Source organism: Stappia sp. TSB10GB4 (genome assembly GCF_900185745.1).
Taxonomy (GTDB): domain Bacteria; phylum Pseudomonadota; class Alphaproteobacteria; order Rhizobiales; family Stappiaceae; genus Stappia.
The window spans coordinates 182304-202063 of record NZ_FYAV01000055.1; the positions used below are offsets into that span (position 1 = coordinate 182304).

Consider the following 19760-nt stretch of genomic DNA (forward strand, 5'->3'; position numbering starts at 1 on the left):
CATGCTCCGCCGCATCACGCTCGACAGTCTCCCCGCCAGTTTTCCGGCCAGTTTTCCGGCCAGTTTCCTCGGCAGGCTCATCGCCGGCCTCTTCGTTCGGGTCCGCACCCGCCGGTTTCGCTGGGAACGCGCTGCCGCATGCCGGCCAAAAGGACGGCTGCCGGGACTGCTCCTGCCGGCCCTGCTGCTGATGGGACTGACGATGACCGCGCCGCGGGCGACGGCCGATTCGCCGGTCGATTCGGTGGCCGCAGCCCCGCTCGAACTGCTGATGGTGGAGCAGCCCGGCTGCGCCTATTGCGCCCGCTGGCATGCGGAGATCGGCCCGCAATATCCGCTGACCGACGAGGGGCGCCAGGCGCCGCTGCGCAGCCAGCAATTGCGCGCACCGGTGCCGGACGACATCCATCTGGCGGCGCCGCCGGTGTTTACCCCGACCTTCATCCTGCTGGCCGGCGGTCGCGAGATCGGCCGCCTGGAAGGTTATCCGGGCGAGGATTTCTTCTGGCCGCTGCTCGCCGCCCTGATCGCCCGGGCCGACGCCCGCTGACGCCTCGGACGGGCGGGCGCACCGCACCGGTTTCGGTTGCGATGCCGCTACGGCCGCTCTATGAAAGGCCACGCGACGATTGGGGCCATTCTCTTGTCCGGCACGCAGGATATCAGTGAGGGCGAGACGGACACTGTCGACCTGGACGACCTGGTCGGGCAGGCCAACGAGGTCGCCACCTTCCTCAAGGCGCTCGGCCACGACGGACGGCTGACGATCCTGTGCCATCTCCACGGCGGCCCCAAGAGCGTCACCGAGCTTGAAAATCTGCTGTCCTCACGTCAGGCTGTGGTCAGTCAGCAATTGGCGCGCCTGCGTCTCGAAGGCCTGGTGAGCGCCCGGCGGGACGGGCAGGCGATCTATTATTCGATCCTCGACCCGAAGGTGGCCGCGATGATCGAAACCCTGGCGCGGCTGTTCCCGAAACCGGCATAAGACCGGCCGCCGCGACATCATTCGGGAGGGAGGAAAAGGCATGGACGCGGTGCCAATTGGCCTGCTTGCGGCCCTGGTCGGGCTGGCGGGCGGGATCGTGCTCGGACTGGCGGCCCGGCTCGGCGATTTCTGCACGCTCGGCGCGCTGGAAAGCGCGGTCTACGGCAAGGACCAGACGATGCTGCGGCTGTGGGGCATCGTCGTCGGCGTCGCCGTTCTCGGCACCCAGTTCGCCGCCATGGCCGGCATCGTCGATCTTGGCGGCAGCTTCTACCATTCGATCTCCTGGAACCCGCTCGCCTCGATCCTCGGCGGCCTGGTGTTCGGCTACGGCATGGCGCTGGCCGGCAATTGCGGCTTCGGCGCCCTGGTGCGCTTCGGCGGCGGCGACCTGCGCTCGCTGGTCGTCGTGGTGGTGATGGGCATCTTCGGCTTCATCGCCCTGTCCGGCCCGCTGGCGCCGGTGCGCACCGCCCTGTTTCCCCAGCCGGACGCCACCGGGCCGCAGGGCATCGTCCACGATCTCAACTCGCTGCTCGGCATCCCCGCCGTGGTGACGGTGGTGGTCATCGGCCTCGCCTGCCTCGCCTGGGGCCTCGCCCATGCGCCGCTGCGCCGCTCGCCGCGGATGATCGGCTGGGGCATCGCCGCCGGCGCCGCCGTCGTCTGGTGCTTCGCCGGAACCAGCTATCTCTCCGACATCAGCCTTGGCGCCGTCTCCGTCGAGGGCCCGTCCTTCACCGCCCCGGTGGGGCGCACCCTGGTATTTCTGATGACCTCGACCGCCGGCGGCATCAGCTTTTCCGTTGGCGCGGTGATCGGGGTGATCGGCGGCGCGCTGATCGGCTCGTCGATCCGCGGCCTGTTCCGCTGGGAAGCCTGCGAGGACCCGCGCGAACTCGGCCGCCAGGTCAGCGGCGCCATGCTGATGGGCATCGGCGGCGTCGTCGCCATGGGCTGCTCGGTCGGCCAGGGGGTGACGGCGAGCGCCGCGCTGGCCTGGTCGGGCCCGACGACGCTGGCCGCCATTCTCGTCGGCGGCGTCATCGGCCTGCGGCAGTTGATCGGCGGCTTCCAGCCGGAATAGCCCGGCTCCGGCGCGCCTGGCAGCCTCCTCCACGCCTCCCAACGCCCCGCCCCTCCTGCCGGCGGGCGCGACAGCGCGCCTGCGTCACGGCAGCGCAACCCCGCCTGGGGCCGCATTTTTCCGCTGCAAACTTGAGACATTCATTCATATTAGCCGCGCGATGTTCGCGGCCCTCGTCGGCGTGCTCCGCCCCGCCAAAGCAGCAGGAATCCCATGCCTGACCACGTTCCTCAGCCCATCCGTTCCGCCCCGACGCAGCAAGCGGTGACCGCGGGCGTCCCCGTGCAATGTGTCGTGGTGCGCGACCAGGATGGCATGGTGGCCATCGGCCGCGACGACCTGGTGCGCTACGCCGGTCCCGGCCAGATCGTCGCCACGGCCCTGTGCCTGCGGCTGTTTGCGCGCGCCTTTGCCGATCTCAGCCCCGAGGAACCGCCGCATCGCGACGACATCCGGGTTCTGGTCGGTTTCCCCGGAGCCGGAATTCTCGACTGCGTCGAGATGATCACCCGGGCACGGACGCGCGACCGCCTGACCGTGGATCCCGAGGCCGGCCCGCCGGACGCCCCGGCGGCGATCGTCGGCAGGTTCTATTTCGAGATCGCCGTCGGCTCCCGCGCAAGCGGCTACTGGCTGGCCGACGGCTATTTCACCGATGCCTTCGTCGACCAGATCCGCCGTCATCAGGACGGCCAAGGCACGCGGGAGGAACTCGCCGCCTATCAGATCGCCAAGCACACCGTGATCGGCCGCCTGCTCGGGGCCCCCGACGATGCCCTGTTCCACAGCCGCAAGGTTCACATGCCATGATGATCGTCGCTCCCGAACTCGCCATCATCGACCATGGCACCACGCTCGCCATCACCTACGAGGACTGCATCAAGTATCATGGCCGCACCAATATCGGCGGTGTCGCGCTCGGCTTCCGTCTGATGCAGCGCGCCTTCGCCGACCTGTCGCCGGCCGGCCCGCCAGACCGGGAAACCGTGTCCGTGCGCACCGCCTTTCCCGGTCTCGGCGTGCGCGATGCCGTCGAGATGATCGCGCGGACCACAAGCCGGGGCGCCTATCACATCGATACGGCGATGGCCCCGCACAGCGCTCCGGAAGCCGCGGAGGGCCGGTTCTGGTTCGAGGTGACCGTGGACGGCCACACCCGCGCCTATGTCACGGCCTCCGGCGCCGTCGGCGCGGAGTTCGTCGCGATCGGACGAACCTCCAAGCAGCGGCCGCTGACACCCGCCGAGCAGGCCCGCTGGAGCGAACTCAAGGAAGAGCTGGCGTCCCGCATCATGGCCGCGCCGGTGAACGCGGTGGTGGTTCCGGCGTGAACCGGCCGGAGTGAACTGCGCGGTGCGAGCCGCCCTGCCCGACCCTCGCTGACGGTGCCGACACCGGGATCGGATCGGACGGTTCGATCGCGCGCTCCAGGTCGCCTTGAGAAAGGCCGGTCTCGCATGCCAGCGCGGCATCGCGAGGCATGAGAAGATCATTCGCCCCGGCATCGAGAGCTGAAAAGGCAGACGCGTCCGCCCCCGGTGCGGACCGCGCGCCCGACCGTTCGGGCCTTTGGATTTTCCGCGCAACATGCCGTCGTTTTGAAGGAGGAAAGCTGCCTCAGCCACCGCCCTGCGCCTTCGGACGAGGGTTAGGGTCAGGACCCTAACCCGAGACACATCGCCCGTCGCAGAACGGGCCTCTCTTCGACGCGCAAATCAGGCCTTGAAACTCAGAACGTATGATGTGATTATCATACAATCCTGTATTAAGAGGAGGGGATCATGAACCGTCGCTGTTTTCTGCTGGCCGCAGCTTGCGTCGCGGCAACCGCCGGGCTGACAGGCCCGGTCCTGGGCCAGGGATATCCCGCCCGTCCGGTCACGCTCGTCGTGCCTTTCGCTCCAGGTGGCGGCACCGACCTGCTGGCGCGGCTGGTGTCGAACAAGCTGGAGACCGCGCTCGGGGCGCCGGTCGTCGTCGACAATCGTCCCGGCGCGAGCGGCGCCGTTGCCGGAGCCTATGTGAAGACGCAGCCCGCCGACGGCTACACGCTGCTGTTCGGGACATCCTCGACCAACGCGATCTCGCCGGTGCTGCACGAGGACAAGATGGGCGACATGCTCACCGGTCTCGATCCGGTGAGCATGGTTGCCAACAGTGCGCTCATCCTCGTGGTCCCGGCGTCATCGCCGATCACGGACCTGAAGGGCTATGTGGACGCCTCGAAAGCCCGGCCGCTGACCTACGGCACTTTCGGCGTCGGCTCGACGCCGCACCTGCTGGGCACGCTGCTCGCCTCCAGATCCGGCGCCGAGACGATCCATGTGCCCTACAAGGGATCCGCCCCCGCCGTTGCCGACGTGACCGGCGGCCATATCGACAGCGCCTTCCTGACGGTGACCGCGCTCACCGCCTCGCTCGATGACGGGGCCATGCGGGGTCTGGCGGTGGCAGCGCCAGAGCGCCTGTCGCAGTTCCCCGACATTCCGACCTTCGCCGAAGAAGGCTATGAGGATCTCGACGACGCCGGCTGGTTCGGGATCTTCGCCCCGTCGGGGGTGCCGGCCGAGATCCGCACCCAGGTCTCCAGGGCGATCCAGACGGTCCTCGACCAGCCGGAGGCGCAGGAGGAATTCGCCAAGCTCGGCGTCACGGCGCAGGGCAGCTCGCCGGAAGAGCTGGAGAAGAAGCGCGACGCCTCCGTGGCGCTGGTGAGGCACATCCTCGCCACCACCGATATCGACATTTCCGAGTAAGCTGAAAGGTCAACGAGACGATGCGTCGAGACAACACCGCCGACTACCAGATCCGCCGTTGGTACGGTCAGGAACAGGAAGTCCTGACCAACGAGATCTATGAGTCGGACGAAGGTGCTCCCTTGCGCAAGATCCTGATCGCCGCGGCGATCAGGAACCCTTATGCGGGCCGCTTCAGCAGAGATCTGAGCGAGATCATCGATGGCAGCGACCGACTGGGAGAGGAGTTTGCCCGGCGCATCCTCACCGCCCTGGGCGGCGCGCAGGCCGAAAGCTACGGCAAGGCCTGCGTCGTCGGCAGCGCCGGCGAATACGAGCACGGCAACGCCTTCATCACCGCCCGTTTCGCGACCCCGATCCGGGCCGTGCTCCCCGGCGCGAAGGAGTGGATTCCCTCGACCGGCAAGCGCAGCGGCCCGGGCGCCCTGATCGACGTGCCGCTCGCCCATATCGGCGAACTCTATGCGCGCGCCTATTACGACACGGTGAGCGCCTATTTCGACGATGCGCCCAATGCCGACGAGGTGGTGGTGGCTTTCGCCGTCGCGACGCGCGGACGTATCCACGCACGCCTCGGCGGACCGCAGGTCGCACCGCTCGCGGCCGAATAGAACGCGGAGCCAAATACGATGCACCGGGAGCGGTCCAGTTTCGTCTACCTGAACGGGTTGCGGTTCCACTATCTGACCTGGGGCGATCCCGGCCGTCCGATGCTGATCTGCCTGCATGGTCTGCGCAGCTATGGCCGGACCTTCGCCGGACTGGCGCAGACCCTCGCGGATCGCTTCTACGTGGTGGCGCCCGACCAGCGCGGCCGGGGAGAAACGGACTGGGATCCGGCGCGAAACTACTTCGCCGATCAATACGCTGCCGATCTGGGCGCGCTTGTCGACCACCTGAGGGCCGAGACGTTCCATGTTCTCGGCCACTCCATGGGCGGCATCAACGCGCTGACCTATGCGCTGACACATGGCCAGCGCTTCGCGTCGCTGATACTCGAAGACAGCGGACCCGAGGCCGACGGCAGCGCCGGGATCGAGCGGATCCTGAAGGAACTGAAAACGACGCCGCTCTCCTTCGACGGTCTGGACAAGGCGCGCGCCTTCTGGCGGTCGATCCGGCCGAACGTCACCGACGCGGCGATCGAATCGCGCATCGCCCATTCGATGAAAGCCGTCGGCGGCAAGATCGTCTGGCGCCACGATCAGCTCGGGATCGGGAAATGCCGGATCGAGCAGGCCAGCGTGCGACCGAACCCGGACCTCTGGCCGGCCCTGTCCGGCCTCGCCTGCCCCGTTCTCGTGCTGCGCGGCGCAAACTCCGACTATCTCGACCCGGCACGGGTCCAGCGAATGTGCGAAACGAACCCGCGCGTGGTCGCCCAGGAGATCGAAGGTGCCGGGCACTATGTGCATGACGACAATCCGGTAAGCTTCAACCGTGCGGTCGGCGCATTTCTCGACCGTGTCGCCGGAGCGAGAGACGCAGGACGGAGATAGATGGACAGCAACACCAGCGATACGGCGCGCGTCCGCGGCGGCAGCGTGCGCGAGCGCGTCACCAATGCATTGCGGGCCGACATCATCACCGGGGTGTTCGTGCCCGGCCAGCGGCTGTCCGAGGCCGAGCTGTGCTCCCACCTCGACGCGTCGCGCACGCCGGTCCGCGAAGCGCTCCGTCAGCTCGAGGCGGAGCGCCTGGTCGAGGTCCGCCCCAACCGGGGGCCGATCGTGGTCAAGCTCGGCTGGGAGGAGGCCGAACGGATCTACGACGTGCGGGAGCTGATCGAACCGGAGGTCGTGCGCCTTTTCGCGCTCGCCGCAACCGGCGAGCACCTGGAGCGGATGGACGCGGCACTCGAGGAATTCGAGCAGGCCTCGTCCGAGGGGCTGAACCCGGCTCAACTGATCGGGGCCACGACGACCTTCTACGAGGTGATGTTCCAGGGCTGCAGCAACGACATCCTCGCCGACATCCTGCGCGGCCTCCTCGCGCGGGTGAACCTGCTGCGATCGCGCTCGATGTCCCGGCCCGGGCGCCCGAAGGAAAGCCTGAAGGAGATGCGCGACATCCTGTCCTGCATCCGCGAGGGGAACGTTCCGGGGGCCCAGCAGGCCGCGGTCATACACATTCGCAACGCCCGCGCTCAGGCCAAGGCCGCGATGCCGGCGCCTTCTGCCCCCTAATCGCGACCCGTAATCGCGCCCCATCATCGCACAAAGAGACCGACGCCCCATGCAGCCGAAGCTCAATCGCGACGCCATCAGCGGTTTCCTGCTCGCCCTGATCGGAGCCGCCGCGGCCTATCGCGCCTTCGACTACGGCATCGGCAGCGCCGCGCGGATGGGCTCAGGCTACTTTCCGTTGCTGATCGGCGGGGCGCTGGTGCTGCTCGGCGCGGTCATCGCGATCGGCGGGCTGCGCGCGTCGGCGACGCCCGTCCACATTCCCCGGCGCGAGCTGTTTCTGATCGCATTCAGCGTCGCAAGCTTCGCATTGATCATCGGTCGGTTCGGTCTGTTTCCGGCCCTTGGCGTCTCGGTCCTGCTCGCGTGCCTGGCCGACCGGGGCGCCGGACTGCGGCAAACGATCGGCATCGTCCTCTTCTCCTGCCTGCTCGTCTGGCTCGTCTTCGTGATCGGGCTGAATTCCCCCACGGCTCTGATCAAGGTGTGATCCGATGGAGTTGTTCACGCTCGGCTTCGCATCGCTGACGCTGACCTCGGTGGTCTATTGCTTCGCGGGTGTCTTCCTTGGAACGCTGGTCGGGGTGCTGCCCGGCGTCGGGGCCTTGTCGGCGATCTCGCTGCTGATGCCGGTCTCCTTCTATCTCGACCCGACAACGGCGCTGGTGTTCCTGTCGGGGATCTATTACGGCGCCGAATATGGCGGCTCGACCGCCTCGATCATGCTCAATCTGCCGGGCACCTCGTCGAACGCCATCACCTGTCTCGATGGCTATCCGATGGCCCAGAACGGAAAGGCCGGCGTGGCGCTGACCGTCACCACCTATGTGTCCTTCTTCGGAGGAACCGTCGGCATCCTGCTGCTGACCTTTCTCTCGCCGGTCATCAGCCGGCTGGCCGTCGCCGTCGGTCCGTCCGAATATGCCGCGATCCTGCTGCTGAGCATCATCATGGCGGCCACGATCTCCGACGGGCCGCCGCTGAAGGGGATCGCGATGGTGCTTTTCGGCGCCTTGCTCGGCACCGTCGGCATCGACGTCAACAGCGGCGACTATCGCTTCACCTTCGGCGTTCCGGAGCTCTTCGACGGTGTCAGCCTGGTCGCGCTGGCTCTGGGCACGTTCGGCGTCGGCGAGATCATCTTCGCGATCAGCGCCCAGAAGGCGCGCGGCCCGATGCCCAAGGTCACGTGGCGCTCGATGATCCCTAGCCGGCCGGAATTCCTGAAGACGCTGCTGCCGATGGCGCGCGGCGCCGGGGTCGGCAGCGTGGTCGGGCCGCTGCCCGGCGCCGGGCCGACCATCGCCTCGCTGATCGGCTACGCGGTCGAAAAGCGCATCAGCCGGACGCCGCACCGGTTCGGGAAGGGAGCGATCGAGGGCATTTCCTCGCCCGAGGCCGCCAACAACGCGGCCGTCCAGACCGCCTTCATTCCCACCCTGTCGCTCGGCATTCCCGGCAGCCCGACGATGGCGATCATGCTTGGCGCGCTGATGATCCACGGCATCTCGCCCGGTCCCAAATTCATCTTCGAGCAGCCGGAGATGTTCTGGGGCCTGATCGCGAGCTTCTGGCTCGGCAACATCATCCTGCTGGGGCTCAACCTGCCGCTGGTCGGCATCTGGCTCTGGCTGCTGCGCATCCCCTATTCGATGATGTATCCGGTGATCGTGGCGCTGATCTGCGCGGGCGTCTACACGCTCACCAACAGCGCCTTCGCGGTATGGCTGGTTCTCGGCTTCGGCTTCGTCGGCTTCCTGTTGCGGCTCTTCGACTATTCGCCGGCGCCGCTGCTCATCGGCTTCATTCTCGGACCCATGCTCGAAGAAAACCTGCGCCGGGCACTGCTGATCCATCGCGGCAGCTACATCGAGATGTTCTCGCGTCCCGCCACCGCCGCGCTGATGCTGCTCACGCTGGCAATCCTGCTCTGGGCTCTCCTGAAACGAAATTCGCCGGTACAGGGGAACGACTGACGGCGACCGATTGAGGGCGACCGATTGAGGACGACGGATTGATACGCCGATTGACGAGGCGGCCGATCGCGTCCGTTCGGGGCGCAGCTTCGGCGTGACCACGCTCGCCTCGCCGCGGGCGGTCACGATCCGCGACCGCGCAGAGGCAACGCACGGCGAACGCTCCGGCAGCGGACGCCCCGGCAGCGGACGCTTCGGCACCTGTGCAGGCCCGGTCCGCCCATCTTCCGCCCGCCACTCCCCTTGCAGGACATCCTCAACGCAGGTCCGGCGCCAACTTCACGGGCCGCCGTTGCGGCGGGCGTCACATCGACAGGACCGGATGCGTGACGCAGGTCTCGACGACAGACTCGCCAAGTTACACGATGCCACCGTTAAAGGGACGCCGTTAAGGGCTCGATCTGTAGGGATTTATCTAAGGGATAAGTGGTGCCCAGGGCCGGAATCGAACCAGCGACACGCGGATTTTCAATCCGCTGCTCTACCAACTGAGCTACCTGGGCCCGCGAAGCGGCGCGGCCATCTGCCTGCGTCGCATCGGAGTGCCGGTCTTATAGAGGCTCGCACCAAGCCTGTCCAGTTGCCCTTGCAAAGTTTTGCACAAGTCGGACAGGCATCGGGGCCATGCCCGCCGCCGGTTCGGCAAACCGATCGTGGCGCCGGGCAAGCCCTTGAAACGGCTCGCCTAGCGCTGGCCGACCACGACGCCGGTGGCGGTGTAGGCGCCGGTGATGTCGGAGATGCCGAAGCTGCCGACCACCCCTTGCGCCGCGCCCATCGGACCGTTCACGAAAGAGCCGGTCAGCACGCCCGACACCGTCTCGCTCATGTTGCCGAGGCCGCCGACGAAATGGCTGAGGTCGCTCGGGCTGCCGGTGGGGGAGTAGACCGAGCCGCCGAAGTTGCGACCATCGAAATTGCTGATGCTGGCTTCGCCGGTGCGCGCGCCGAAATCGAAGGTCATGTTGAAATTGCCGGCCGCCAGATACTGTGCCTGGCCATCATTGGTGATGTTGGTGACGCTGCCGACCGCATGGCCGGCATAGGAGGCCGTGCCGGTGAGCGGCAGTTCGCCGATGGTGGAGACATCGCCCGCCGCCCAGGTGCCGAGATGGACGAAATCGCGCCGCCGGGGATCGAACGGCGCCGTCTCGGACGTGTCCTCGCCGCGGAAGCGGGTGCCCCAATAGCCCCATTCCAGGAAGGCGCAGGTGCAGCGCGCGACATCCGTGAACAGCGCGTCGTCGGCCCCCGCCACCAGCGTCGAAGGTATCATGTAGCTGCGCGGGTTGCTGTCCGGCGCGATGATCTCGCCATCGTCGGTCACGGCGAAGGTCTCACCGAAATTGCCGCTCAACGCGTAGCGATCGTCGTCGATCAGGGCCGAATGACCGTCGCCGCTCCAGGTGAACAGGCTGTCGCCGAAGCCGAGCACCAGGCCGGCAAGGTGATCGTCGCCGTCGAACGTGTCGAGGATCGTCATCGACGCGCCGACCGAATTGTTGCCGGCATCGAAGGCGATGGTGAGCATCTCCGGAGCAAGGGACCAGAACGGCGTTGCGACACCGCCATTCGTCGCCGCCTCGACCATGCCGGAGGCATAGCCGTTGAGCACCCGGCTGGTGCGGATGAACTCGCCCGTCGGCGAGACCGACTCAAGCTGGCCGACATGGGTGTAGCCGGAAACCATCTCGGTCAACGAGCCATAGGGATACGGCCCGCGCGCCGACACGTCGGTGCCGGTCTCAAGCCCGCCGACATCGAAGCCGAGCACGAAATTCTCCGCGTTCGGGCCGAAGATGTGGCCCCCATCCGCGCCCGGCACGGAATCGACAGGCCCCCCATGCAACACTGAAGGGTCGTAGCCGGAGATGCGGAAGCCGCCGCGCCGCGGCCCCTCGATGACGAAGCCTTCCGTCTCGTCCTCATAGATCAGTCCGGTGGACACCGAGATCGCCGACGCCTGGGCGGCGCCGCTGCCCTGGATGGACATCGAGGCGACAAGGTAGCGCTCGTCGTCGTCGTCGAGATCGGAGCCCGTGACGACGAGGAAATCGCTGGTGCGCACGGTCTGCAGGAAGGCGGGGCCGAGCAACTCTCCCGCCAGCGGATTGAGGAAATAAAGGTCGTGGGCAACGCCGGTCCTGGCCACCTGCAACGGATCGGCCGACAGGCGGTAACGGCGGATCTGGTTGACCGCCGTGGCGCGCAGCGCCGCCGGATCGGTGCGCGTGCCCCAGATGCCGATGACGGGATCGTTGACCGCCAGCACCGAGGACGAGATTTCCTCGAAGAAGGTGAAGGCGAGGAAATGGTTGCCGTTGCGGTGCACCGTCCCGACCACCGTGCGCCCGCCCGAGGTGACGACACGGAACGCCGCCTGGCCGCCGGCGGGAAGCGGTATGGTGATTGTCTCGCCGCCGATCGTCCCGGTGAGCTGGGTGCCGCCGCCGGTGATCGTGAAGGTGGCGGTGGTGTCGGTGGCCGCGGACCCGCCGACCAGACCCTGCCGGCCGGGGTTGGAGACCGTGAAGGTTTCCAGCGAGGGATCGTAGGAGGAGCCGGTCGTCAGCACCCGCAGGACCACCTGCGTGCCGTCCACCTGGGGCGGATCATTGACGATCTCGCGGATGAGATTGCCCGTGGCGCCGGGCACGATGTCGCTGACGACGTGACCGCCGTCGTCGATGCCGGTCGAGGCCACCACCTGCGGCCGCGGGCGCGGCATGACGGTGACGATGGGCTGGCCGGAATTGCCCTGGCCGATGCCGGAGTCGCGCACGCGGGCGTCGGTCGGGGAACTGGATGCACCGCCGGTCTGGCCGCCGCGCCCCGCCAGCCCCTGCTGCACGCCGGCGATGTCCGCCTGGCTGGTGCGCCGGATCTCCGGCCGGTGGTTGCCGGCCGCGGCGACGGCGAGCGTGTAGCCGGCCTCGTAGATGCGGCGGGTCTGGCCGTCCGGGCCGCGGAAGCTCAGTTCCTTGCCGAACAGCAGCGAGAAGCGCCCCGCGCCGTCGGTCAGGTTGAGATTGGCGATGCCGCCGCGGATGCCGATGGTGCCGACCGGGGTGTTGACGGTGACGCCGCCCGGGTTCTTGCTGAGCTTGCCGCCGACGAAGCGGGCGACGCCCTTGCCGAAGGAGGCGACCAGCCTGCCCGTCCCGGCATCGGGATCGTAGACAAACTCGTCGATGACGAGGTCGGAATTGGCGCCGACGGTGAAGGTCGACCCGTCGACCAGCAGGATCTGCACCAGCCCTTCGCCGGCCGTCTCGATCCGCTCGCGATAGATCAGCGTGTCGCCGAGCACCACGGTGCGGGTGCCGGCGCCCGGCGGCGTGCGCCGCGCGTCCTGATTGACCGCTGCCGCGACGCCCACGTCGTTGCGCGCCGTAGCAGTGCCCGGCACCACGACAAGGGCAGCCCCGAGAGCCGCCATGAAACACTGCCTGCGCATATCAGCCCCCGATAGGACGGCGTAAATCAGAAGATCAGAACGTCTTGATCAGACTGAGCGTCACGGACGCATTGGAATAATCGCGTGTCTGGTAATTGGATTGCAGCCTGCGGAACTCCCCGGACAGGGACATGGCAATGTCCGGGCGGACCGGCACGTTGAGCGCGCCGCGCACCCAGAACTCGTTGTCCCGCTGGCTTTCCGTGAAGCTGACCACCGGGTCCGGCGCCGCGAAGGCGCGGCGGACATAGCCGACATCGGCATCGATCGACCAGACGGTGCGCAGCATCTCGACCGGCGAGGCGAAGCGATAGGTGAGCCCGGCCGTCGCGCCGATCTCCCAGCTCTGCTCGAAACGGGCCGCCGCCTCCTCATAGTCGCCGAGCAGCGACACCCGCCCCGACCAGGCCTGCGAGAACTGGTAGGCATGGCTCAACTGCGCCAGGATCTGATAGCCGTTGCGGTTGCTGACGGTCGGATAGGTGGCGCTGTCGCGATACCAGCGGTAGCGGTATTCGACCTTGGCATTGATCGACGAGCGCGGGTCCGGCTGGATGGCGAAGCGGGCGCCGAAGCCGGTGGCGCCGGTATAGTTGGTCTCGTTGAGGCGCACGCCGGTGAGGATGCCGTAGACGCCGAAGCGGGCATTGTCGATGTCGAAGCGGGCCATGTTGAACGACGGCCCGAACGTCAGTTCGGCGAGTTCGGTGTTGAGCCGCGTGCTGTCGAAATAGCGCCCGCCATAGAACAGCAGGTCCGCCTCCAGCAGGTCGCCCTGGGTGCCGAGGTCATAGGCCGCGTGCACGTTGCCGGCAACGAATGCGTTCCAGTCGGCGCGGCCGACGGCGGTGTCGTCGAGCAGGAAGGAGATGCCGTTCAGCGTCACGAAGCGCCCGCCCGGCCCGGCATTGGCATTCGACTGCCAGCGCAGGCCGGTCATCACCGTCGCCGAGAACTTGGCCGGGTCCTCGGCCGTGTCGATCGCGGTCATGAAGGTCTGGACGCGCTCAGCCACCTCCGGCGGCACGTTCGGCGCCTGAAGCGCCTGCTCGAAATAGGAGCGCGCCGCATCGAAGGAGCCAAGCCGGAAATAGAGTACGCCGAGTTCGAGCTGGATGCGCGGCAGGCCCGGCGCATAGATCAGCATGCGCTCGAAGGTGCCGATCGCGGCCTCGTAGTCGCCCATGCGGGCGGACAGGTTGGCATATTCGAAGGCGATGTCGAGGTCGGCCGGATCGCGCATCATCGCCGCCAGCAACTCGGCCTGACGGGCGCGGAGCTGCTCGTGAGACAGCGACACCTGCGCGCCCTGCGGAGCGCCCTGCGCAAGCGCAGCCGGCGCCGGCATGCAGGCAAACGCGACAAGGGCGGCCACGGCACATCCAGCGAAACGCAGACTCTCGCGCCGGGCATAGACCGCCAAGCTCACCGGCCCCTCCAATCAAAAAACACATTAGAACGGGAGGACATTACGCCACGCGGCCGCGACGAGTCCTGCCTCAAGAAGAGGCCTCGTCAAATATTGGGGGGCATGTTGCAATCCGGGCACATGCCCCCGGCCGTGCGGGCCTGCTACTGCACTTCGCGGATGCGGCCGTCGGTATAGGGAACATAGCCGTCGGCACGGGCGCCGATATAGTCGGCCACCACTTCTTCCAGCCCCGGACCATAATCATAGGCATTGGTGCCGGCCTCGGAAAAGATCCTGTAGCCGTCGCCGCCGCCGCGCATGTAGTTGTTGGTCGCGACCAGATAGGTCGCGTCCATGTCGAGCGGCTCCCAGCCGGCGTCGCCCTCAACCTCGACCTGGATGATTCGCCCCTCGCCGGGCTTGCGCGCGCGGGTCCAGGAGAAGCGGATACCGGCGACCTGCGGGAAGCGGCCGGCCCCCTCCTCCACCTGCGACACGCCGTTTTCCAGCGCCGCGACGACATCGCGGCCCTTGATCTGGAACGTCGCGAGGGTGTTCTGGAACGGCAGCACCGTGAGCACCTCGCCCATGGTGATCTCGCCGGCATCGATGGAGGCGCGGATGCCGCCGCCGTTCTGGATGACGATCCGCACGCCCTGCGCCCTGGTGCGGTCGAGCATGGCATCGGCGATCAGGTTGCCCATCGAACACTCCTGGGCGCGGCAGGTCTCGCGCGAGCCGTCGATGGTCTCGCTGGTGCTGCCGATCACCTTGGCGCGGATTTCCTCCAGCGGTGCGGCAAGTTCGGCAAGGCGGGCGGCGGCGGCCTTGTCGGCCGGCACGGAGGCGTCGAGCAGGATCGGGTTGCCGGCGGCGGAGATCACCTTGCCGGCATCGTCGAAGACGATCTCGATCTCGCCCAGATACTTGCCATAGGCATAGGCCTGGACGACCGGCACCTGGCGGCCGGCCGGATTCTGCACCAGCAACGGATAGGGACCGGCGGCGGCCTCATGGGTGTTGGACAGCAGCGTGTGGGAATGGCCGCCGACGATGACGTCGACCCCGGCCACCCGCGCGGCGATCTCCATGTCGCGCGGCAGCCCCATATGCGTCAGCGCGATGATCTTGTTGACGCCGGCAGCCTGCAGCCCTTCCACCGCGCCCTTGAGATAGGTCTCGGCGCGCTGGAACAGGACGTTGGGACCGGGAGACGAGGTCTCGACCGTGTCCTCGGCCAGCACCGCGACGATGCCGATCTTCTCGCCGCCGACCTCGATCACGATTGCTCCCGGCACCTTGCCCTTGAGCGCCGGCTCGTTCTCCACGTCGATATTGCCGGACAGGACCGGGAACTCGACCGCCTCGAGGAAGGCGGCAAGGCCGGCCGGCCCGTCGTCGAACTCGTGGTTGCCGACGGCCATCGCGTCGAAGCCGATCATGTTCATGAACTCGGCCGCCGCTGCCCCCTTGTAGGTGGTGTAGAACAGCGAGCCCTGGAACTGGTCGCCGGCATCCAGGGTGATGACATTGCGGCCGGCCGCGGCCAGCGCCGCGCGCCGCTCGTCGATCTTGCTCTTGATCCGGGCGATGCCGCCGAAGCACTTGCCCTCGGCATCGTCCTTGGCATCGCAGGTGGAATCGAAGCGATTGATCGGCTCAAGCCGCGAGTGCAGGTCGTTGATATGCAGGATGGTGAGGGCGTAGTCGGCCTGGGCCGGAGCAACCGCGAGGGACGCCGACAGCAGCATCCCGCCAATCACAGACAGCGCACCCGCGCCGAACGAAGCCAACCGCATCCCGCTCACTCCTCACATGCCGCCGCCGGGCGCCATGCCCTGGCCCCGCCCGCGCCGCCAAACCCGGCCGAAGGTGCCCCCGGCTTCGCTCACGCGACACTGCCAGCTTGCCGGAGCCAGATCAACCGTACCCGATGACGCGGCCAGGCCGCACGGCGCGTCAGTAGCAGTAGTAACCGCAATACTGCTTGGTCGCCTGCAGAACCACGGAATTGGCGTGGCTGAGATCGAGAAGCTGGGTCGGCGAAGCCGGCTGGCCGAGAATCGGAGCCGGATAACGGGCCTCCGCCGACGGCGGCAAGGTGGAATTGACCGCAGCGAAGCCGGCAAGCTGGCTGCCGCTCGGCCGCTTGCCGGACGGACGATTGCCGGCCAGGATCTGGTTGACGCTGGCGATCAGCGCCTGCGGCGTGCGCTGGCTGACGCCCCGCCCGCCGCTCGCCTGGATCGAGAAGCCCGGCCGGTAGACGCGGGTGGTCTTGCCGTCCCGACCCGTGAAGGTCAGGTCCTTGCCATAGAGGAAGGAGAAGATCGCCTCGTTGCCGCGGTCGACCAGATTGGCCATGCCGCCGCGCACGCCGATGGTGCCCTGGCGGGTGTTGATGGTGACGCCGCCGCGCTCCTTGGAGATGCGGCCGCCGACATAGCGGGCAACGCCACGGCCGAACGTCGCCACGAGACGCCCGCTGCCCTCCGAGGGGCGGTAGACGAATTCGTCGATCACCAGGGTGGAATTGGGGCCGACGACGAAGTTGGACCCGTCGGCGAGCAGAACCTGGACGAGGCCGGTGGACCCGGTCTCGATCTTCTCGCGGTTCACGAAATTCGCGCCGATATGGATGGTGCGCATTCCCGCGCCGCCACGCTGGCTCTGGGCGCTCTGGTTGACGGCGCTGGCAACGCCGACCCGCTCACTGGCCAAGGCCTGCGGAGCGGCGGCGGCAAGCAGAGCGCAGGCCGCTGCGGCAAGGGCGAGGGGGCGAAGTGTCACGGCCATGTCCAGGCTCCTGTCGGCAGGTCACAAGCAGGCTTTCCCGCTCATCCTGCGGCAAGCCTATCAGGTCTCCGGGACCGAGCGGTGATCGGGATCACACACCGGCGCAATCCCGCGCGTCACGTCCGGCTCACTTGCCGCTCTCGCCAGTGTCCTGCATCGCCTCCAGCGCGGCAAGGTCCTCCGGCTCCAGTTCGACCACCGGCACGCTGTAGCTGCCCGACAGCCAGCGGTTGAGGTCGACATCGGCGCAGCGCGACGAGCAGAAGGGATGGAAGCGCTCCACCGAGAGTTTGCCGCAGACGGGGCATGGCCGTGCCCGCCTCTGCCAGTCGTCCTCGCGACTGCCTCCCCCGTGCCGTTCGCCCCCGTGCCGGTCGCCCGTCATTGCCTGTCCTTCGTCCCGTGTGCCCGGCCCTCGTCGGCCAGTTCTACCCGACACGCCCTCCGGCGTCGACCTCGACCCGGCAGCCCACCGTCAGCCCCTGGCGCGCCGACGGCGCTGGTCGAGGGCGCGCAATTCGGTCTTCAGCACCTTGCCGTAACTGTTGCGCGGCAGATCGTCGACCCGCAGATAGTCCTTCGGCCGCTTGAAGCGGGCGATGTGCTCCAGGCAGAGCGCGTCGAGTTCGGCCGGCTCGGCCGCGCCGGCATAGACGGCGACGACGCATTCGCCCCATTCGTCATCCGGCCGGCCGATGACGGCGACCTCGCGCACGCCGGGATGGGTCAGCAGCACCTCCTCCACCTCGCGCGGATAGACGTTGCTGCCGCCGGAAATGATCACATCCTTCGAACGGTCGAGCAGGGTGAGATAGCCCTCCGCATCGAAACTGCCGATATCGCCGGTATGGAGCCAGCCGCCGCGCAGCGCCTCGGCGCTCGCCTGCGGATTGTCCCAGTAGCCGAGCATCACCGTGTCGCCGCGCACCAGGATCTCGCCGGTCGCGCCGTGATCGGCGGCGGCGCCGTCGATCCGCATCTCGACCGCCGAACTGACAAGGCCGGCGCTGGCGAGCCTTGCCTCCCAGCGCGGGTGATCGCGGTCGGCAATGTCCGCCTTCGACAGGACGGTGCCGGTCATCGGCGTTTCGCCCTGGCCGTAGATCTGGGCGAAGCGCGGGCCGAAGCGGTCGATGGCGCGGCGCGTGTCCGCCAGATGCATCGGCGCCCCGCCCCAGACGATGGTGCGGATATTCTCCGCCATCGCCTCGACCGGAGACTCGGTCAGCCGGCGGACCATGGTGGGCGCGGCGAACATCGACACGCCGGGGGTGCGGGCGATGATCTCCAGCACCTCGCCGGCCTCGAAGGTGCCGGACTCCGGCACCGCGTTGATGCCGAAGCGCATGACATGGGCCATGGCGTAAAGGCCGGAGCCATGGCTCATCGGCGCCGCGTGCAGCAGGGTGTCGCCCTGCGCCACCGGATCGACCTCGGTGAGATAGGCAAGGCTCATGGCCGCAAGGTTGCGGTGGCTGAGCATCGCGCCCTTGGGCCGGCCGGTGGTGCCGGAGGTGTAGAACAGCCAGGCAAGGTCATCCGGCGCCGCATCGGCAAGCGGCAGCGGATCGCCGGCGACCAGCGCCCAGAACGGCGGCCCGCCGAGCGTCACTACGTCGCGCAGGCCCGCGGGCGCATAGGCGGCGACATCCGCCTCCATGCCGGTGCTGACGAAGGCGAGGCGCGCACCGCAGTTCTCCAGGATCCAGCCGATCTCGGCGCCGTGCAGCTTGACGTTGACGGGAACCGCGACCAGCCCGGCCCACCAGATCGCATAGAGCGCCTCGAGATAATGCGGGCCGTTCTTCGCGACGATGGCGACCCGGTCGCCGCGGACAAGGCCGTATTGCGAGACCAGGCTGCCGGCGAGCCGGGCCGCCCGCCCGGCGAAGTCGCGATAGCTGGCGACCGGCGACGTCCCGCGCGCCAGCGCCACGGCATCCGCGCGCGCGCGTCCGGCACGCGCCAGCCAGGCTGCGAGATTCATCGGCATTCCCCGCTTCGCATGATCCCCCCGAGCAGCCGGCACGGACGTGCCCCTGCCTCATGACCCGACCCGTTGTGACAGGAACCGCCGGCAAGGCCAAGCGGCAATCGCCCGGCCGGACCGGAGCGTCTCAGGGCCGGATCGCGGCCGGGTCGGCCCAGCCGGCAAGAACCGGATACTTGAGCCCGGCCAACAGGTTCGCCGTCTCGTGCAACGGCAGGCCGACCACATTGGTGTAGGAGCCGACCAGCTTGGCGACGAAAGCGCCGGCAAGGCCCTGGATGGCATAGCCGCCGGCCTTGCCGCGCCACTCGCCGCTGTCGAGATAGGCGTGGATCTCGGCGCGCGACAGGCGCTTGAACCGCACGCGCGTCTCGACCAGCCGCTGGCGCACCACATCCTTCGGGGCGCTGACGCACAGGCCGGTATAGACGCGGTGGCCGCGCCCGGAGAGCAGTTCGAGGCAGGCAAGCGCCTGTTCGTGAGTCTCGGCCTTGGGCAGGATCCGGCGCCCGACCGCGACGACGGTGTCGGCGGCCAGCACCAGCCCGTCGATATGCGCCGGGTTGCGGTCGGCGGCGCGGCGCGCCACCTCGGCCTTGGTGCGGGCAAGCCGCTGCGCCAGCGCACGCGGGGTCTCGCCCCGGCGCGGCGTCTCGTCGATATCGGCGGGCAGCAGCGTGTCCGGATCGATGCCGATCTGCTGGAGCAGCGCCAGCCGGCGCGGCGAGCCGGAGGCAAGCACGAGCGTCGGGCGCGCGCCCGTCCCGCCGGCCCCTGCGGTCTTGCTGTCGTCGGAAGCTGCGGCGCTCATCGGACCGCTATCTCTCTGTCACGGGTGGCGGACCGGGCCGGATGGCCGTTCGGCGTCACTTGAAACGGTAGGTGATGCGCCCCTTGGTCAGGTCGTAGGGCGTCATTTCGACAAGCACGCGGTCGCCCGCGAGAACGCGAATGCGGTTCTTGCGCATGCGCCCGGCGGTGTGGGCAATGATCTCGTGGTCGTTTTCGAGCTTCACGCGAAAGGTCGCGTTGGGGAGCAGTTCGGTCACAACCCCCGGGAATTCGAGGACTTCTTCCTTGGCCATATGGTTTCCTGATTATCGAGCCGGATGTGGC

The 19760-nt window shown here is 67.9% G+C and carries 19 protein-coding genes and 1 tRNA gene; 11 read left to right on the plus strand and 9 right to left on the minus strand.

Annotated features, from left to right (window positions below; genetic code table 11):
- Window position 1 precedes the first annotated feature (1 nt).
- From TSB10GB4_RS23865 to TSB10GB4_RS15660, 11 genes are all read left to right on the plus strand, one after another.
- On the plus strand, window positions 2-550 hold the full coding sequence (locus TSB10GB4_RS23865; RefSeq protein ID WP_244570925.1) for a hypothetical protein: 549 nt from the start codon (window positions 2-4) through the stop codon (window positions 548-550).
- A 93-nt stretch (window positions 551-643) separates the two neighbouring features.
- Entirely contained in the window at window positions 644-985 is a 342-nt protein-coding gene (locus TSB10GB4_RS15615; RefSeq protein WP_305849852.1) for a helix-turn-helix transcriptional regulator, read from the plus strand.
- Window positions 986-1025: 40 nt separating this feature from the next.
- Window positions 1026-2072: a YeeE/YedE family protein gene (locus TSB10GB4_RS15620; protein WP_186396479.1), complete on the plus strand. Its 1047-nt coding sequence runs from the start codon at window positions 1026-1028 to the stop codon at window positions 2070-2072.
- A gap of 264 nt (window positions 2073-2336) precedes the next feature.
- Window positions 2337-2882: a hypothetical protein gene (locus tag TSB10GB4_RS15625; protein WP_186396480.1), complete on the plus strand. Its 546-nt coding sequence runs from the start codon at window positions 2337-2339 to the stop codon at window positions 2880-2882.
- Window positions 2879-3403: a hypothetical protein gene (locus TSB10GB4_RS15630; protein ID WP_186396481.1), complete on the plus strand. Its 525-nt coding sequence runs from the start codon at window positions 2879-2881 to the stop codon at window positions 3401-3403. The genes TSB10GB4_RS15625 and TSB10GB4_RS15630 overlap by 4 nt, the downstream gene beginning before the upstream one ends.
- 450 nt (window positions 3404-3853) lie before the next feature.
- Window positions 3854-4828: a tripartite tricarboxylate transporter substrate binding protein gene (locus TSB10GB4_RS15635; protein WP_186396482.1), complete on the plus strand. Its 975-nt coding sequence runs from the start codon at window positions 3854-3856 to the stop codon at window positions 4826-4828.
- Window positions 4829-4848: 20 nt separating this feature from the next.
- Complete coding sequence (locus TSB10GB4_RS15640; protein ID WP_186396483.1) at window positions 4849-5439, plus strand: amino acid synthesis family protein; 591 nt, start codon at window positions 4849-4851, stop codon at window positions 5437-5439.
- Between the two features lie 18 nt (window positions 5440-5457).
- The gene (locus TSB10GB4_RS15645) at window positions 5458-6327 is read left to right on the plus strand and encodes an alpha/beta fold hydrolase (RefSeq protein ID WP_186396484.1); all 870 of its coding nucleotides are present in this window, start codon (window positions 5458-5460) and stop codon (window positions 6325-6327) included.
- Window positions 6328-7014, plus strand: a complete 687-nt coding sequence (locus TSB10GB4_RS15650; protein ID WP_186386598.1) for a GntR family transcriptional regulator — start codon at window positions 6328-6330, stop codon at window positions 7012-7014.
- Window positions 7015-7063: 49 nt separating this feature from the next.
- Window positions 7064-7504, plus strand: coding sequence for a tripartite tricarboxylate transporter TctB family protein (locus TSB10GB4_RS15655; protein WP_186396485.1), 441 nt, complete (start codon window positions 7064-7066; stop codon window positions 7502-7504).
- 4 nt (window positions 7505-7508) lie between these two features.
- Window positions 7509-8990, plus strand: coding sequence for a tripartite tricarboxylate transporter permease (locus TSB10GB4_RS15660; protein WP_186396486.1), 1482 nt, complete (start codon window positions 7509-7511; stop codon window positions 8988-8990).
- Between the two features lie 427 nt (window positions 8991-9417).
- Here TSB10GB4_RS15660 and TSB10GB4_RS15665 read toward each other — a convergent pair.
- From TSB10GB4_RS15665 to infA, 9 genes are all read right to left on the minus strand, one after another.
- A tRNA-Phe gene (locus tag TSB10GB4_RS15665) sits at window positions 9418-9493 on the minus strand.
- Window positions 9494-9675: 182 nt separating this feature from the next.
- Entirely contained in the window at window positions 9676-12429 is a 2754-nt protein-coding gene (locus tag TSB10GB4_RS15670; RefSeq protein ID WP_186396487.1) for a FecR domain-containing protein, read from the minus strand.
- 52 nt (window positions 12430-12481) lie between these two features.
- Window positions 12482-13822, minus strand: coding sequence for a tetratricopeptide repeat protein (locus TSB10GB4_RS15675; protein ID WP_186396488.1), 1341 nt, complete (start codon window positions 13820-13822; stop codon window positions 12482-12484).
- Between the two features lie 197 nt (window positions 13823-14019).
- On the minus strand, window positions 14020-15657 hold the full coding sequence (locus TSB10GB4_RS15680) for a bifunctional UDP-sugar hydrolase/5'-nucleotidase (RefSeq protein ID WP_186396489.1): 1638 nt from the start codon (window positions 15655-15657) through the stop codon (window positions 14020-14022).
- A gap of 160 nt (window positions 15658-15817) precedes the next feature.
- Window positions 15818-16654: a FecR domain-containing protein gene (locus TSB10GB4_RS15685; protein ID WP_186396490.1), complete on the minus strand. Its 837-nt coding sequence runs from the start codon at window positions 16652-16654 to the stop codon at window positions 15818-15820.
- A 127-nt stretch (window positions 16655-16781) separates the two neighbouring features.
- Window positions 16782-17039 (minus strand): DNA gyrase inhibitor YacG, encoded by a 258-nt coding sequence (yacG, locus tag TSB10GB4_RS15690; protein WP_186396491.1) that lies wholly within the window; start codon window positions 17037-17039, stop codon window positions 16782-16784.
- Between the two features lie 90 nt (window positions 17040-17129).
- On the minus strand, window positions 17130-18641 hold the full coding sequence (locus tag TSB10GB4_RS15695; RefSeq protein ID WP_186396572.1) for an AMP-binding protein: 1512 nt from the start codon (window positions 18639-18641) through the stop codon (window positions 17130-17132).
- Between the two features lie 130 nt (window positions 18642-18771).
- Entirely contained in the window at window positions 18772-19455 is a 684-nt protein-coding gene (locus TSB10GB4_RS15700; protein WP_186396492.1) for a Maf-like protein, read from the minus strand.
- A 55-nt stretch (window positions 19456-19510) separates the two neighbouring features.
- Entirely contained in the window at window positions 19511-19729 is a 219-nt protein-coding gene (gene infA, locus TSB10GB4_RS15705) for a translation initiation factor IF-1 (RefSeq protein WP_013653834.1), read from the minus strand.
- Between the last annotated feature and the right edge of the window lie 31 nt (window positions 19730-19760).